Annotated in this window: 12 protein-coding genes; 9 read left to right on the forward strand and 3 right to left on the reverse strand. The window is 67.3% G+C overall.

The window, feature by feature from the left end; genetic code table 11:
• The first annotated feature begins 72 nt into the window (after positions 1-72).
• The 5 genes from gnd (at position 73) to RM25_RS02110 (ending at position 5821) form a co-directional block, all read left to right on the forward strand.
• Positions 73-963: a phosphogluconate dehydrogenase (NAD(+)-dependent, decarboxylating) gene (gnd, locus tag RM25_RS02090; RefSeq protein WP_041704067.1), complete on the forward strand. Its 891-nt coding sequence runs from the start codon at positions 73-75 to the stop codon at positions 961-963.
• A 407-nt stretch (positions 964-1370) separates the two neighbouring features.
• Positions 1371-3245: a molecular chaperone DnaK gene (gene dnaK / locus RM25_RS02095; RefSeq protein ID WP_013160389.1), complete on the forward strand. Its 1875-nt coding sequence runs from the start codon at positions 1371-1373 to the stop codon at positions 3243-3245.
• Positions 3246-3409: 164 nt separating this feature from the next.
• Positions 3410-4060, forward strand: coding sequence for a nucleotide exchange factor GrpE (locus tag RM25_RS02100; protein ID WP_044635978.1), 651 nt, complete (start codon positions 3410-3412; stop codon positions 4058-4060).
• 61 nt (positions 4061-4121) lie between these two features.
• Positions 4122-5294 carry a molecular chaperone DnaJ gene (gene dnaJ / locus RM25_RS02105; protein WP_036939698.1) on the forward strand — a complete coding sequence of 391 codons (1173 nt, stop codon included), beginning with the start codon at positions 4122-4124 and terminating at the stop codon, positions 5292-5294.
• A 92-nt stretch (positions 5295-5386) separates the two neighbouring features.
• Positions 5387-5821 carry a heat shock protein transcriptional repressor HspR gene (locus RM25_RS02110; protein ID WP_036939695.1) on the forward strand — a complete coding sequence of 145 codons (435 nt, stop codon included), beginning with the start codon at positions 5387-5389 and terminating at the stop codon, positions 5819-5821.
• Positions 5822-5979: 158 nt separating this feature from the next.
• Here the strand turns inward: RM25_RS02110 and RM25_RS02115 are convergent, their stop codons facing one another.
• On the reverse strand, positions 5980-6936 hold the full coding sequence (locus RM25_RS02115; protein WP_044635979.1) for an N-acetylglucosamine kinase: 957 nt from the start codon (positions 6934-6936) through the stop codon (positions 5980-5982).
• A 430-nt stretch (positions 6937-7366) separates the two neighbouring features.
• Between RM25_RS02115 and purL the strand changes: the two genes are divergently transcribed.
• The 4 genes from purL (at position 7367) to RM25_RS02135 (ending at position 13265) form a co-directional block, all read left to right on the forward strand.
• On the forward strand, positions 7367-9631 hold the full coding sequence (gene purL / locus RM25_RS02120; RefSeq protein WP_044635980.1) for a phosphoribosylformylglycinamidine synthase subunit PurL: 2265 nt from the start codon (positions 7367-7369) through the stop codon (positions 9629-9631).
• A gap of 4 nt (positions 9632-9635) precedes the next feature.
• On the forward strand, positions 9636-10982 hold the full coding sequence (locus RM25_RS02125; RefSeq protein WP_044635981.1) for a dipeptidase: 1347 nt from the start codon (positions 9636-9638) through the stop codon (positions 10980-10982).
• Positions 10982-11458, forward strand: a complete 477-nt coding sequence (locus RM25_RS02130; RefSeq protein WP_052809084.1) for a DnaJ family domain-containing protein — start codon at positions 10982-10984, stop codon at positions 11456-11458. The genes RM25_RS02125 and RM25_RS02130 overlap by 1 nt, the downstream gene beginning before the upstream one ends.
• Positions 11459-11588: 130 nt before the next feature.
• A complete protein-coding gene (locus RM25_RS02135) occupies positions 11589-13265 on the forward strand; it encodes a formate--tetrahydrofolate ligase (RefSeq protein ID WP_044635982.1) in 1677 nt (558 codons plus the stop codon).
• A gap of 101 nt (positions 13266-13366) precedes the next feature.
• Here RM25_RS02135 and RM25_RS11755 read toward each other — a convergent pair whose 3' ends face one another.
• Together RM25_RS11755 and RM25_RS02145 are read right to left on the reverse strand one after the other, a co-directional pair.
• The gene (locus RM25_RS11755; protein ID WP_158487039.1) at positions 13367-13915 is read right to left on the reverse strand and encodes a P-loop nucleotide/nucleoside kinase family protein; all 549 of its coding nucleotides are present in this window, start codon (positions 13913-13915) and stop codon (positions 13367-13369) included.
• Positions 13916-13985: 70 nt separating this feature from the next.
• Positions 13986-15335, reverse strand: coding sequence for a PFL family protein (locus RM25_RS02145; protein ID WP_044635983.1), 1350 nt, complete (start codon positions 15333-15335; stop codon positions 13986-13988).
• Between the last annotated feature and the right edge of the window lies 1 nt (position 15336).

Below are 15336 nucleotides of genomic sequence, written 5' to 3' on the forward strand. Positions count from 1 at the left end.
CCACGCCGACGCGCCCCCGAGGGAACCTGCGCCGGCGCCACGCCTGACGTGCCCCCACTGATTGGAGTAGAAGTGCAACTTGGACTTATTGGGCTCGGACGGATGGGCCGCAACATGGCCGAGCGGATCAGCCGCGCGGGTCACGATGTGATCGGCTACGACCGCGATCCGCAGGTGTCTCAGGTGGCGGACCTCCCGGCGCTCGTCGACGCGCTTGAGCTGCCGCGGGTGGTCTGGGTGATGGTGCCGGCGGGCGCGGCCACCCGCGCGGTCATCGCGGAACTGGCCGGGCTGCTGGCGCCCGGCGACATGGTGATCGACGGTGGCAATTCGCACTACACCGATGACAGGCCGAACGCCGAAACCCTCGGCGACAAGGGCATCCGCTACCTCGACTGTGGCGTCTCGGGCGGGGTCTGGGGGCTGGACAACGGCTATGGCCTGATGGTGGGCGGCGATGACGCCGACGTGGCCCGTGCCATGCCGATTTTCGATGCGCTGCGTCCCGAGGGGCCCCGCGATGAGGGCTTCGTGCATGCGGGGCGCATCGGCGCCGGCCACTACGCGAAGATGGCCCACAATGGCATCGAGTACGGGCTGATGCACGCCTATGCCGAGGGCTGGGAGCTGCTGGAGGCGGCCGACGACCTGGTGACCGATGTGCCGGGCTGCTTCAAGGCCTGGACCCGCGGCACCGTGGTGCGCTCCTGGCTGCTTGACCTGCTGGTCAAGGCGCTGGAGGAGAACCCGGGGCTCGAGGGCGTCAGCGATTACACCACCGACTCGGGTGAGGGTCGCTGGACGCTGGATGAGGCGGTGGCCCGGGCCGTGCCGATGCCGGTGTTGGCCGCCTCGCTGTTCGCGCGGTTCTCGTCGCGGCAGGAAACGAGCCCGAGCATGCAGATGGTGGCCGCGCTGCGTGGCCAGTTCGGGGGACACGAGGTGCACCGCAAGGGCGAGTGAACTGCAGCCGGTGCATCCGAGGGGGAGTCTGTGGCCGGGGTTCGTCCCCGGCCACAGCCATGCCGGGGGACCACAGCCATGCCGGGGAAGGTGTCGCAGGCTGGCGTGGACCTGCGCAGTGTGAGAAATGTCGACAGTTGAGGCAATTTTTCGGTCCGGGAGGGAATAGTCCACCCCCTGATGTCGGTTGAGCCAAGTGGACTCAAGAACTAACTTGAGTGATGTAAGCTCAAGGGGGTCGTCGGGAGACCGGCGGTCACCTGAGCAACATCGGCAGGACAACCAAAGGCTTACGGGCGGGGCGCTGTGAAGCAGCCGCGGCGTCCGGGCCCGACCCGGTGGGCAACCACCGGTTGGACAATCAGGGCGGTGCCCACACCGTCCGAACACACTGGAGGACATCACAAATGGCTCGTGCAGTAGGTATCGACCTCGGCACTACGAACTCGGTTATCGCCGTTCTTGAGGGCGGCGAGCCGACGGTCATTCCGAACGCTGAGGGTTCGCGCACCACCCCGTCGGTGGTTGCCTTCGCGAAGAACGGAGAGGTCCTGGTCGGCGACGTCGCCAAGCGCCAGGCCGTCACCAATCCCGAGCGCACCATTCGTTCGGTGAAGCGTCATATGGGGACGTCGTGGACCACGAAGATCGACGACAAGGAATACAAGCCCCAGCAGATCAGCGGCTTCGTGCTGCAGAAGCTGAAGAGGGACGCGGAGGCGTACTTGGGTGAGCCGGTCACCGACGCCGTCATCACCGTGCCGGCATACTTCGGCGACGCCGAACGCCAGGCCACCAAGGAGGCCGGCGAGATCGCGGGCCTGAAGGTTGACCGCATCATCAATGAGCCCACCGCGGCCGCGCTCGCCTACGGACTCGACAAGGCCGAAAAGGAACAGACCGTGTTGGTCTTCGACCTCGGCGGCGGTACCTTCGACGTCTCGCTGTTGGACATCTCCGACGGCGTCTTCGAGGTCAAGGCCACCAAGGGCGACCCGAAGCTGGGCGGCGATGACTGGGACCAGCGCATCGTCAACTGGCTGATCGAGCAGTTCAAGGCCAAGAACGGCGTCTCGCTCGAGAAGGACAAGATGGCCCTGCAGCGTCTGCAGGAGGCTGCCGAGCATGCCAAGATCGAGCTCTCGCAGACGCAGACCACCGACATCAACATTCCGTACATCACGGCCACGCAGGCGGGTCCGTTGCACCTTGAGGAAACCCTGAGCCGCGCTGAGTTCCAGCGCATGACCCAGGACCTGCTTGATCGCTGCAAGACCCCCTTCAATGCCGTGCTGAAGGACGCCAAGATCGGCGTCAGCGGCATCGACGAGATCATCTTGGTCGGTGGCTCCACGCGTATGCCTGCTGTGCAGGATCTGGTCAAGGAACTGTCAGGCGGCAAGGAGCCCAACCGTTCGGTGAACCCCGATGAGGTCGTGGCCCTGGGCGCCAGCCTGCAGGCCGGCGTACTGAAGGGCGAGGTCAAGGATGTGCTGCTGCTCGACGTCACCCCGCTGAGCCTGGGCATTGAGACCAAGGGCGGCGTGATGACCAAGATCATCGAGCGCAACACCACGATCCCCACCAAGAAGTCGGAGATCTTCACCACGGCCGAGGACAACCAGCCGTCGGTGATGATCCAGGTGTACCAGGGTGAGCGTGAGTTCGCCCGCGACAACAAGTCGCTCGGCAACTTCGAGCTCACCGGCATCATGCCGGCGCCCCGCGGCGTCCCGCAGATCGAGGTCACCTTCGATATCGACGCCAATGGGATCGTGCACGTCTACGCGAAGGACACCGCCACCGGCAAGGAGCAGTCGATGACTGTCACCGGAGGGTCGGCCCTGAGCAAGGACGAGATCGACAAGATGGTGAAGGACGCCGAGGCCAACGAGGAGGCCGATAAGAAGCGTCGCGAGTCGGTTGACATGCGCAATGAGGCAGACATGCTGACGCTGCGCACCGACAAGTTGCTCGATGAGAACGGCGACAAGCTGTCCGACGACGTCAAGCAGCCGGTCGTCGAGGCCGTTGCGAAGTTGAAGGAGGCCCTCAAGGGCACCGATAACGACGATGAGGTGAAGGCCGCCATGGACGACCTGAACCAGAAGGCGTCGGCGATGGGCCAGGCGGTATACGAGGCATCCCAGCAGCAGCAGGCGGCAGGTGCCGCGGCCGGTGAGCAGGGTGCCCCCGCCTCGGGCGAGGCCTCCAGCAATGACGACGATGTCGTCGATGCTGAGATCGTCGATGATGAGGACAAGAAGGACGACTCCAAGTGAGTTGCCATGGTGGGGTCCGCGCCTGAGGGCACGTGGCTCTGCCATCCGCCCGTGTGCCGCCCCGACCAGGGCGGCACACGGGCATCCGTCCCACTACCTTGACGGGGTGGGACACCACGCTAGCGATTCCGCGATTCGGGTCGCGGACAGGAGTATTCACAGATATGACGGACAAGCCAGCCGAGGGCAACGGCGACGAGCAGCCCGAGGGCGACTTCTCGAACCTCACCCCGGAAGAGTTTCTCGCCAAGACGGCCGATGGCACCGCCAAGGAAGCAGCTGCCGGCGCCCGCGCCAATGCCGCCCACGATGCCTTGGGTCAGGCGAAAGCCCTGGCCGCTGAGCGCACCGAGGACCTGCAGCGCCTGCAGGCCGAATATGTGAACTACAAGAAGCGGGTCGATCGTGACCGTGACGTGGCGCGTGCGAAGGGCGTCGAGTCGGTGGTGCGCGACCTGATCCCCGTGCTGGACGCGATTCACCAGGCCGAGGCTCATGGTGAGCTGACCGGCGGCTTCAAGCTGGTGGCCGATGAGCTGGAGAGCTTGGCCGCCAAGCATGGCCTGGTGATCTTCGGGCAGGCCGGCGAAGAGTTCGATCCGCGCTTCCATGAGGCCATGTACCAAGTGCCCACCCCGGGCACCGGCGAGATGCGCATCCACGAGGTCATGCAGAAAGGCGTGCGGGTGGGCGACAGCCTGATCCGTCCGGCACGCGTCGCGGTGTCGGTTCCCAATGGTGAGCCCGCCGCTGACGGTGCCGCCGGTGACCAGGACGATAATGCATCCGGTGACGACAAGGCGCCCGACGCATAGGCGCCGGCGGCACCTGTCGCACCACAATTCAATAAGACCACAACACTGAAAGGGGGCGCCGATGAGCACCAAGGATTATCTGGAGAAGGACTATTACAAGGTGTTGGGCGTGCCCAAGAACGCCAAGCCCGAGCAGATCAAGAAGGCCTTCCGCAAGATTGCGCGCGAGAACCATCCTGATCAGCATCCCGGTGACAAGAAGGCCGAGGAGCGTTTCAAGCAGGCGTCCGAGGCCAATGATGTTCTGAGTGATCCAGCGAAGCGCAAGGAATACGACGAGACGCGCTCTCTGGGCGGGCCGGGTGGTCCCGGTGGCTTCCGGTTCAATCGCAGCGCCCAGGGCGGCGGGCCGGGTGTCAACGTCAATGACCTGTTCCGCAACATGGGCGGTGCCGGCTCGATGGGCGCAGGAGGCCTGGGTGACATCCTGGGTGGTCTGTTCGGTCAGGGCGGCACCGGCACCAGCACGCGCGTCAACGCGACGCCGCGGCGCGGGGCGGATGTGGAAGGTCAGGCCTCGATCAGCTTCAGGGACGCCGTGGAAGGCACCACCGTGAAGCTGCGCATGCTCAGTGACGACCCCTGTCCCGTGTGCCATGGCACCGGCGCGGAGCCGGGCACTATGCCACGGGTCTGCCCGACCTGTGAGGGATCGGGGGTGCAGGTGTCGATGAACGGCACCACCGTGCCCTGCCCGACCTGCCATGGGCGTGGCCTGATCGTTGATCACCCGTGCCATGCCTGCCACGGCTCGGGGCGTGCCGAGGGTACGCACACCATGCAGATCCGCATTCCCGCCGGCGTCACCGACGGGCAACGCATCAGGGTGCGTGGCAAGGGCGCGAGCGGCGAGAACGGGGGGCCCCGCGGCGACCTGTACGTGAAGGTGCAAGTGGCTCCCGACAGGGTGTTCGGCCGTTCCGGCGACAATCTCACCGTCAAGGTGCCGGTCACCTTCCCGGAGGCCGCGCTGGGCACGGAGATCTCGGTGCCGACACTGACATCCGGTTCGGTGCGGCTGCGCATCCCGGCGGGCACCCCCTCGGGGCGCACCTTCCGCGTGCGCGGCAAGGGCGTGTCCAAGGCCAAGGGCGGTCATGGTGACCTGCTGGTTACCATCGAGGTGTCCGTTCCGTCCCACCTGAACAAGAAGGCCACCGAGGCTCTTAAGGCCTATGCCGGCGTGGTCAATGAGCCGAATCCTCGTGATGCGGCGACCAGCGATGAGTCCTGATGTGGACGCGTCGTGACGTATGGACGCGCCCTGACGTATGGGTGTGGGCCGTTGGCCCGGCGCCCCATGAGGCCTAGCGCAGGAGGTGCGCAATGAGTGAGCCCTGGTTGCCCCAGGTGATCGATCCCGACGCCGCCATCTTCACGGTGTCGGTGGCCGCCAACCTGACGGGCATGCATCCGCAGACGCTACGTGGCTACGACCGGATGGGTCTGGTCGTGCCGAAGCGTGCCAAGGGACGTGGGCGACGCTATTCGCCGCGCGATGTCACGCGCTTGCGCCTCATCCAGCGCCTGTCGCAGGAAGAGGGCATCAACCTGAATGGCATTCGACGCATCGTCGGCCTGGAGAAGGAATTGGACGATATGCGCCAGCGGGTCAGCGAAATCACCGACCTCATGCGCCAGATGACCGATATGCAACAACAGGTGCAGCGCATCTTCACCGCCGGTCCCACCGGGGTGCAGCCCGGACGCCACCGCCGCGAATACCTGCGGGCACTCGAGAGCGGTCCCACCGACCTCTGATTGGCCGTCAATCCGTCATCGGCCACCGGCCCGCAATTGGCCACCGGCCTTGAATTGGCAACCAGTCCTGAATTGGCAAGGCGCCGCACAATGATGCGTCCCCGCACTGGACGCCGCGATGAAGGGCCCCGACCGGGCATGTCCTGGTCGGGGCTCGTTCAGTCCTGGGGGCGCTCGCTGGAGGTCGCCCGGTTGATGCGTTGGCGCAGTGCAGAGTCGGGGGCCACCAGCGTCATCCGGTAGCAGCCATCCAGGCCATTGCCCCGGCCCTCGACGAACCTGAGCTTGGGTAGCTGGTCGCGCAGCACCTGCTCGAAGCGATCGCGCAGCACCGTGTTGCGGAAGGCATTGCCCACCGCGCCCACCATCGGGTCCTCGCGCTCGGCCTGGCCCACGCGGCGCAACCCGGCGAACACGGCATGCGCCAGCAGATCCGCGGCTTCCTCGCTGATGCGCCGGCAGACCATGTCGGTGCCCGCCAGCTCGGCCACCGTCTGTGCATAGCCGGCGATGCGACTCACCTTCAGCTCGTCGGCCTGCAACTCGAGGTAGGCCTCCTCGAGGTCGTCGAAGTCGCGTCGCACCACGGCGGTCAGCGCCGTGGGTGCCCCGCGTCCGTCATGGGCCTGCATGGCCCGGTCGAGGGCCGCGCGACCGATCCAAAAGCCGGATCCGGCGTCGCCGATCAGATAGCCCCAGCCATCGACGCGTGCGGTGCGGGTGGCGCCCACGGCCAGGGTCACCGAACCGGTGCCGGCTGCCACCACCGCCCCCAGCTCGTCACCGATCGCGCCCAGGTAGCTGGTGGTCGAATCGTGTGCCAGCAGCACCTCGCGAATGCCGGTGCCGGCCAGCATGTCCAGCAATTCGCTGGCGTCGGCGTTGTCCACCAGGCCCGAGACGCCGATGGCCGCAACGTCAACGGTGCTGTCAGCGGCATGCAGGCCCGACCTCACCGCGGTGGCCAGCTGCGGCAGCAGGGGACGGTCGGTCAGCACGCCGGCATGCTCCGACTCGCCGATCACCGTCCCGTTCCTGCGGAATTGGGTGCGCGTGATGGTCTGTCCAGCGTCAAGGCACAGCACCGTGCCTTCAGAATCCCCCGGGTCCACCATGAACTCAGCATAGTGACGGCCGACTCGTGCGGTGACCAGCCATGCGCGGGCCTCCCGTGCCCCGTCCTGCTGCTGTCCCGGCCCCGGGGCGCCGGGTTCGTCCCCGGTTCCCGCCGGATTCCTCGTTAGGTGGGCACCTGTGCGGCGTCATTCCCGCACAACTGCCCATCTAGTGGATGAGCGGGTTCTGGGCCTGCGGGCCGGACTCGGGGGTGACGGCGCGGGCGCCGTGCCCCTGGATACCGCCGAAACGTCGTTGAGTGGGCACTTGTGCGGCGTCATTCCCGCACAAGTGCCCACTTACACACAACTAACCGCCCAGTCGGAAAGGCCCGATTCCATGGGGCTGCGGGCACGCCCGGATCGCGCCCGGGACGCCCCCGGCGGGCGTGCGAGCCGGCTTGTGCGCACAGCAGGTAGATTTGTCCCCGTGGTTGACACCGTTGAGAACGCCCGTACGACCCCCGATGTTGTGCAGCCCTGGGAGGCCCTTGGCCTCAAGGCAGACGAATACGCGAGAATTCGCGACCTGCTGGATCGTCGTCCGACAGGCGCAGAGCTGGCCATGTACTCGGTGATGTGGTCGGAACACTGCAGTTACAAGTCCAGCAAGATCCACCTGAAGCGGTTCTCCGAACTGCCGCAGACCACCCCGCGCGGCCCGCTGTTGGCCGGCATCGGCGACAACGCCGGTGCGGTGGACATCGGGCAGGGATATGCGATCACCTTCAAGGCCGAATCGCACAACCACCCCAGCTATGTCGAGCCCTATCAGGGCGCGGCAACCGGCGTCGGCGGCATCGTGCGCGACATCATGGCGATGGGCGCGCGGCCCGTCGCCTGTATGGACGCCCTGCGCTTCGGTCCGCTGCACTCGGCCGATACCAAGCGCACCCTGCCCGGCATCGTGGCGGGCGTCGGCGGCTACGGCAACTGCCTGGGCCTGCCGAACATCGGCGGCGAACTGGTCTTCGACTCCAGCTACTACGGCAACCCCCTGGTCAACGCCCTGTGCGTGGGCGTCATGCGCCATGAGGACCTGCACTTCGCCAAGGCCACCGGCTCGGGCAACAAGGTGATCCTCTACGGTGCGGCCACCGGCGCCGACGGCATCGGTGGTGCCTCGGTGCTCGCCTCGGAGACCTTCGAGGCGGACGGCCCCGCCAAGCGACCCAGCGTGCAGGTGGGCGACCCCTTCATGGAGAAGCTGCTCATCGAGTGCACCCTGGAGCTGTTCCATGCCGGCGTGGTCACCGCGCTGCAGGACTTCGGCGCGGCCGGCATCAGCTGCGCCACCTCCGAGCTGGCCTCCGCCGGCGATGGCGGCATGCACTGCGAACTCGACCTGGTGCCGCTGCGCGATCCCACGATGACGCCCGAGGAAATCCTCATGAGCGAGTCGCAGGAGCGCATGATGGCCGTCGTCGAACCCGCCGACGTCGACGCGTTCATGGCGATCTGCGGCAAGTGGGACGTCCAGGCCACCGTCGTCGGTGAGGTCACCGAGGACGACCGCCTGATCATCGACTGGCACGGCGAGACCATCGTCGACGTCGATCCCAACACGGTGGCCGTCGACGCCCCGCGCTACGACCGCCCGCAGCTGCGTCCCGAATGGCTGGACGGGGTGCAGGCCGACCACGCCAACAACCTTCCCCGCGGCCATGACGGTGCGGCGCTGGCCGAGGCCGTCGTCGCGGTGGCCACCAGCCCCAACCTGGCCGACAAGAGCTGGGCCACCAGCCAGTACGACCGCTATGTGCGTGGCAACTCGGTGCTCTCGCAGCCCGAGGACTCCGGCATGATCCGCGTCGACGAGCAGACCAACCTGGGCGTCGCCCTGTCGATGGACGCGAACGGGCGCTATGCCTACCTCAATCCCTATTTCGGCGCGCAACTGGCCCTGTCGGAGAGCTACCGCAATGTGGCCACCACCGGCGCCCAGCCCGTCGCCATCACCGACTGCCTCAACTTCGGTTCCCCCGAGGACCCGGAGGTGATGTGGCAGTTCACCGAGGCCATCAAGGGCCTGGTCGACGGCTGCAAGGTGCTCGGCGTGCCGGTCACCGGCGGCAATGTGAGCTTCTACAACCAGACCGACGGCATCAACATCCTGCCGACGCCGCTGGTGGGCATGCTCGGCGTCATCGATGATGTGCGCCTGCGCATCCGCCAGGGCTTCGCCCATGCGGGTGACACCGTGCTGCTGCTCGGCGACACCAAGCAGGAACTCGGCGGCAGCGCCTGGGAGGACGTGATGCACGGCCACCACCTCGGCGGCCTGCCCCCGTTCCCCGACTTCGACGCCGAGATCGCGCTGGGCAAGGTGCTGCAGGCTGCTGCCAAGCAGCAGATGGTCTCCAGCGCCCACGACCTGTCGGAGGGCGGCCTGGCGGTGGCGCTCGTGGAGTCGTGCCTGCACGGCAACCATGGCGTGTCATTCACCCTGCCCACCGACCTCGACCCGTGCGCCGAGCTGTTCAGCGAGACTCAGGCGCGGGCGGTGGTCTCGCTGCCGCCGCAGTCGGTGGCCGAGTTCACTACGCTGTGTGCCGACGCCGGCGTGCCCGTCCGCGAGCTCGGTGAGGTGCGCGGCGACCAGCTGCTGGAGGCGCGCGGATTCTTCACCGTGCAGCTCGACGAGCTGCGCCCGCAGTGGCAGTCAACCATTCCGGAAGCAATGCAGGGGGCATAGAACAATGGCGTCAGGCCGTGATCAGGAAGTCATCGACCAGGTTCGCGAGGTGCTGCCGGGCGTGCTCGACGACCTGCGGTCCATGGTGCGCATCCCGTCGGTGAGTTCGCAGGCTGCCCATGCCGGCGACATCACCGCGATGGCCGACCAACTGGTCGGTTACCTGAAGATGCTGGGTTGGGACGATGTGCGCATCATCGAGGCCGGCGGCAAGCCCGCCGTGCTGGCGCACTACCCGGCACCCGAGGGCAAGCCCACCGTCTGCCTGTACTCCCACTACGACGTGCAGCCCACCGGGGACCTCGACGCCTGGACCTCCGATCCGTTCGTCGTCGTCGAACGTGACGGACGCCTGTACGGACGCGGTACCGCCGACGACAAGGGCGGGCTGGGCGTGCACCTGGCGGCATTGCGGGCCTTCAAGGGCAAGCCGCCGGTCGGCGTCACGGTGCTGTTCGAGGGCGAGGAGGAGATCGGTTCGCCGAGCCTCGATGCGCTGCTCGACAAGTACACCGACGAGCTGGAGGCCGACGCCTACCTCATCTGCGACTGCGGGAACTGGGAGGTCGGCACGCCGGCCTTCACCACCTCGCTGCGCGGCGTCGTCGACTGCGTGGTGCAGGTGAGCACCCTCGACCACGCGATCCACTCCGGCGAATACGGCGGTGTCGCACCCGATGCGCTCACCGCACTGTGCCGCCTGCTGGCGACGCTGCACGACGAGCGCGGCAATGTCGCCGTCGAGGGCCTGGTCAGCGGCCATGCCCCCGAGCAGCTCGAATACCCCGACGCGCGGATGCGTGCGGAGACCGGCGTGCTCGACGGCGTGGAATTCATCGGCGACGACTCCTTCGTCGACCGCATGTGGAACAAGCCGTCCATCTCGGTGATCGGGCTCGACACCACGCCGATCGCCGTCAGCTCCAATGTGCTCATCCCCTCCGCAAGCGCGCGGGTGAGCCTGCGCGTGGCCCCCGGCGACACCGCCGAGAATGCCCGGGAGAAGCTGTTCGCCCATCTGCGCTCCCACGCCCCGTGGGGCGCCAGGGTGACCCTGTCGAACGCCGAGGCGGGGGAGCCGGCGAGCCTTCCCTTCGAGGGCCCCATTGCCGAGGAGGCACGGGCGGCCTTCGCCACGGCATGGGGCACCGAACCGGTGCTGAACGGCACCGGCGGATCCATCGGCATGATCGCCAGCTTCCAGCGGGCCTTCCCGCAGGCGACGATCCTGGGTACCGCCGTCAGCGACCCGCATTCGCGGATGCACGGCATCGACGAGTCGTTGCACCTGGGTGATTGGCGCAAGGCCGCGGCGTCGGAGGCGCTGCTGCTCGACCGCCTGGCCCGCTGATGGCCGAGGACTTCACCCCTCGCTACGAGAGCTATCCCGACCGGCTGATCCGCGAGGCGATGGAGCGTGGCGATTTCGCCGACAACCCCTTGCGCGGCAAGCCGGTGAAGCTGGGGCGTCCCGGCGAGCAGAAGAGCTGGATCCAGGAGCGCCTGGAGCGCGAGGACCTGTCCGGCATCCTGCCCCCACCCCTGCAACTACGGCGTGAGAAGGCCCGGATCGCCCGCACACTGGCCAATGTGCCCACCGAGCAGCAGGCACGCCAGATCATCGACGCCCTCAACGAGCGCATCAGGGACGCCAACCTGAACCCGGCCACCCAGCCGCGCGTGGTGATCTCCCTGTTGGACGCCGAACAGGCGCTGTCCGACTGGCGTGACGCCCACCCCGGCGCCCCCTCGCACGGTCCGAAGCGGGGTCCCAGCGGCCCTGCGGATGGGCGGGCGGATCGCCCCGGGGACAGCGGGCAGCGATAACCGCGCTCCGCTCGTGGCGCGCCACCGCCCCAATCGGCGTCGTGCGGTTGCCCGCACCCCGCCGATCCACGAGAATCAGGCATATCGATTGGTGCTGACCGGTTGACGGCGAACCAGGGGGACATACGCGATGAAGTCCGATGTTGAGATCGCAATGGAAGCAACGCTCAAGCCCATCTCGCAGGTGGCTGAGACGTTGGGCATCCAGCCCGAGGAATATGACCCCTACGGGCGCGACAAGGCAAAGCTGTCATTGTCGTTGCTGGATCGCATCGCCGATCGTCCCGACGGCAAGCTGGTGCTCGTCACGGCCATCAACCCCACCCCTGCCGGTGAGGGGAAGACCACCACGAACATCGGCCTGTCGATGGCCCTGAACCGGCTGGGCAAGAAGGCCATCACCACCATCCGCGAACCCTCCCTGGGCCCCGTGTTCGGCATCAAGGGCGGCGCGGCCGGGGGCGGCTACGCCCAGGTGCTGCCGATGGACGACCTCAACCTGCAGTTCACCGGCGACATGGAGGCGATCGGGGCCGCCAACAACCTGTTGTGTGCCCTGCTCGACAACTCCCTGCACCAGGGCAACCCCCTGGGCATCGACTCCCAGCGCGTGGAACTGCGTCGGGTGCTCGACATGAACGACCGCGCCCTGCGCAACATCGTCATCGGGCTGGGCAAGCGTTCCGACGGCGTGCCCCGCGAGAGCGGCTTCGACATCACCGTGGCCTGCGAGGTGATGGCCATCCTGTGTCTCACCGCCGGCATGGACGACCTGAAGGCCCGCCTGGCCCGCATGGTCACCTCCTACAACGGCGACTTCGACGCCGTCACCGCCGAACAGCTGGAGGCCACCGGTGCCATGGCCCTGCTGCTGAAGGACGCCATCAAGCCCAACCTGGTGCAGACCATCGACAACACCCCGGCCATCGTGCACGGCGGCCCCTTCGCCAACATCGCGCACGGCTGCAACTCGGTGCTGGCCACCCGCATGGCACTCAAGCTGGGCGACTACACGATCACCGAGGCCGGCTTCGGCGCCGACCTGGGCGCCGAGAAGTTCTTCGACATCGTCTGTCCCTCGGCCGGTTTCCAGCCCGACGGGTCGGTGCTGGTCGCCACCGTGCGCGCCCTGAAGTACAACGGCGGGCAGGGCGTCAAGGAGCTGGGAACCGAGGACCTGGACGCCCTGGGCCGGGGAATGGCCAACCTGGAACGCCACGTGGAGAACCTGCGCAGCTACGGCGTGCCGGTGCTGGTGGCCATCAACCGCTTCCCCGCCGATACCGAGGCCGAGCTGGCGCTGGTGCGTGAACGCTGCACGGCGATGGGCGTCAGGGTGGTCGATTCAGAGGTCTTCGCCAAGGGTGCCGACGGCGGCATCGAACTGGCCAACGCGGTGGTCGAGATGTGCGAGCATCCCACGCAGCCGGCCCGCTTCCAGCCCCTGTACCGTCCCGAGCAGGGACTGCGGGCCAGCATCGAGCGGGTGGCCCGTGAGATCTACCGGGCCGACTCGGTGCACTTCACCTCGCTGGCTGAATCTCAGCTGGCGCGGCTCACCAAGGCCGGCTTCGGTGGGCTGCCGGTGTGCATCGCCAAGACCCAGTACTCCTTCAGCGACGATCCGCACCTGCTGGGTGCCCCCACCGGATTCGAGATCACGGTGCGTGAGCTGTCGGTGCGGGCCGGGGCCGGGTTCGTGGTGGCCTTCACCGGCAACATCATGACGATGCCGGGCCTGCCCAGGCATCCCGCGGCGGCCGGCATGGACATTGAGGCGGACGGCACCATCATCGGCCTGAGCTGAACGCCGACGTCCCAGTCCTGAAACGCCAGTCGCGGAACGCCAGCCTCAAAACGTCAGTCCCGGAAACGCGCCAGACCCGAAATGCCGGGACCGGCGGGTGCTCAGGCTTGGGCCCGCCGCGCGCCGCGTCGGCTGATGCGCACCGGCTGGTTGTCGCTGGCGAAGCTGGCCACCAGGGCCATCACGTGGTCCACATCGAGCCCCTTCGAGGTATCGATGGCCAGTCGCGGCTCGTCGCCCCAGAAGGCGGTCTTCATGTTGCGCTCGATCACCTGCTCCCAGGTGAGCTGACTGCCGTCACCGTTGGCGCGGTGGTGCTCGATGCGACGCTGGTGCTCGGCCTGGTCGGAGCAGGTGGTCACCAGGAACATGTGGTCCACGTGCAGCTCATCGGCCAGGCCCACCCACAGGGCACGGGTCTCGGCCTTGTAATTGGCGGCATCGACGATCACATCGAGGCCATTGCGCAGGTTCGCCCGCGCCACTGCCGCCGCCGCGTCATAGGCGGCCGTGGTGGTGGCCTCATTGCGCCAGATGCCGGCCCCGATGATGGCCTCCTCCAGGGCGTCCACCTGCACCAGCACCGCCTTCATGCGGGTGGCCAGCTGTTCGGCGAGCTCGCTCTTGCCGGTTGCGCGGAGTCCTGCCATCGCGATGAGCATCGGGACCGAATGCCTGCTTCCTGGATCGGGGGAGTGCTGGATCAACCGGGCGGCCATGTCAGCTGCGGAAGCTGTGCACCGGCGCCGGAAGGCGTCCGCCGCGGCTGATCAGGTGTTCGGCGCTCGACGGGTTGACCGCCATCACCGGTGCACGGCCCATCAGGCCGCCGAAGTCGATCTCGTCGCCGACAGTAGCGCCCGGCACGGGGATCACGCGCACGGCGGTGGTCTTGTTGTTCATCATGCCGATCGCGGCCTCGTCGGCGATGATGCCCGAGATGGTCGACGCCGGGGTGTCGCCCGGAATGGCGATCATGTCCAGCCCCACCGAGCAGATTGCGGTCATCGCCTCCAACTTGGCAAGGCTCAGCGAACCCGACCGCACCGCATCGATCATGGCGGCGTCCTCGCTGACCGGGATGAACGATCCCGACAGCCCACCGACGTGCGAGCAGGCCATCAGCCCGCCCTTCTTCACGGCGTCGTTGAGCAGCGCGAGCGCCGCCGTGGTGCCATGGCCGCCCACCGTGCCGACGCCCATCGTCTCGATGATCTCCGCCACGGAATCGCCCACGGCGGGGGTGGGTGCCAGCGACAGGTCGACGATGCCGAAGTCGACGTTGAGCCGCTCGGCGGCCATCGTGCCCACCAGCTGGCCCATCCTGGTGATCTTGAAGGCGGCCTTCTTGATGGTCTCCGACATCTCGCCCCAGGTGGCCTCGGGCACCTTGTCGAGGGCCCGCTTCACCACGCCGGGGCCCGAGACGCCCACGTTGATGCAGCAGTCACCCTCCTCCACGCCGTGGAAGCCGCCGGCCATGAACGGATTGTCGCCCACCGCATTGCAGAAGACCACGAACTTGGAGCAGCCGATGCCGTCGGTGGCCTGCGCGAGCTCCTGGATCACCTCTCCGGTGCGTGCCACCGCCGTCATATTGATGCCGGCCTTGGTCGAGCCGATGTTGATCGACGAACAGACCACGTCGGTGGCCGCCAGGGCGGCGGGGATCGAGTCGAGCAGGCGGCGGTCCGCGGCGGTGCTTGACTTCGACATGAGCGCCGAGAAGCCGCCGACGAAGTCGACGCCCACTTCCTTGGCGGCGCGGTCGAGGGTCTCGGCGAAGCCGGTGTAGTCGTCCACCTCCGACCCGGCGGCGACGATCGACATCGGCGTGATCGTGATGCGCTTGTTGATGATCGGGATGCCCAGCTCGGTCTCAATGCCCTGGGCCGTGGTCACCAGGTCGCGTGCCTGGTGGGTGATGCGGTCGTAGATCTTGCGCTGGGCCACCCTGGGGTCGTGGTCGGCACAGTCGAGCAGCGAGATGCCCATGGTCACGGTGCGGATATCGAGGCGGTTGTCCTCGATCATCTCGATGGTCTCGAGGATGTCGTGTGTGGTGTCCATG

This window comes from Propionibacterium freudenreichii subsp. freudenreichii, from assembly GCF_000940845.1.
Taxonomy (GTDB): domain Bacteria; phylum Actinomycetota; class Actinomycetes; order Propionibacteriales; family Propionibacteriaceae; genus Propionibacterium; species Propionibacterium freudenreichii.

Bases quoted from the DNA above. Each gene is read 5' to 3' on its own strand.
- dnaK (WP_013160389.1), top strand. From the start codon at position 1,371: ATGGCTCGTGCAGTAGGTATCGACCTCGGCACTACGAACTCGGTTATC.
- RM25_RS02100 (WP_044635978.1), top strand. From the start codon at position 3,410: ATGACGGACAAGCCAGCCGAGGGCAACGGCGACGAGCAGCCCGAGGGC.
- dnaJ (WP_036939698.1), top strand. From the start codon at position 4,122: ATGAGCACCAAGGATTATCTGGAGAAGGACTATTACAAGGTGTTGGGC.
- RM25_RS02110 (WP_036939695.1), top strand. From the start codon at position 5,387: ATGAGTGAGCCCTGGTTGCCCCAGGTGATCGATCCCGACGCCGCCATC.
- RM25_RS02115 (WP_044635979.1), bottom strand. From the start codon at position 6,936: ATGGTGGACCCGGGGGATTCTGAAGGCACGGTGCTGTGCCTTGACGCT.
- RM25_RS02125 (WP_044635981.1), top strand. From the start codon at position 9,636: ATGGCGTCAGGCCGTGATCAGGAAGTCATCGACCAGGTTCGCGAGGTG.
- RM25_RS02130 (WP_052809084.1), top strand. From the start codon at position 10,982: ATGGCCGAGGACTTCACCCCTCGCTACGAGAGCTATCCCGACCGGCTG.
- RM25_RS02135 (WP_044635982.1), top strand. From the start codon at position 11,589: ATGAAGTCCGATGTTGAGATCGCAATGGAAGCAACGCTCAAGCCCATC.
- RM25_RS11755 (WP_158487039.1), bottom strand. From the start codon at position 13,915: ATGGCAGGACTCCGCGCAACCGGCAAGAGCGAGCTCGCCGAACAGCTG.
- RM25_RS02145 (WP_044635983.1), bottom strand. From the start codon at position 15,335: ATGGACACCACACACGACATCCTCGAGACCATCGAGATGATCGAGGAC.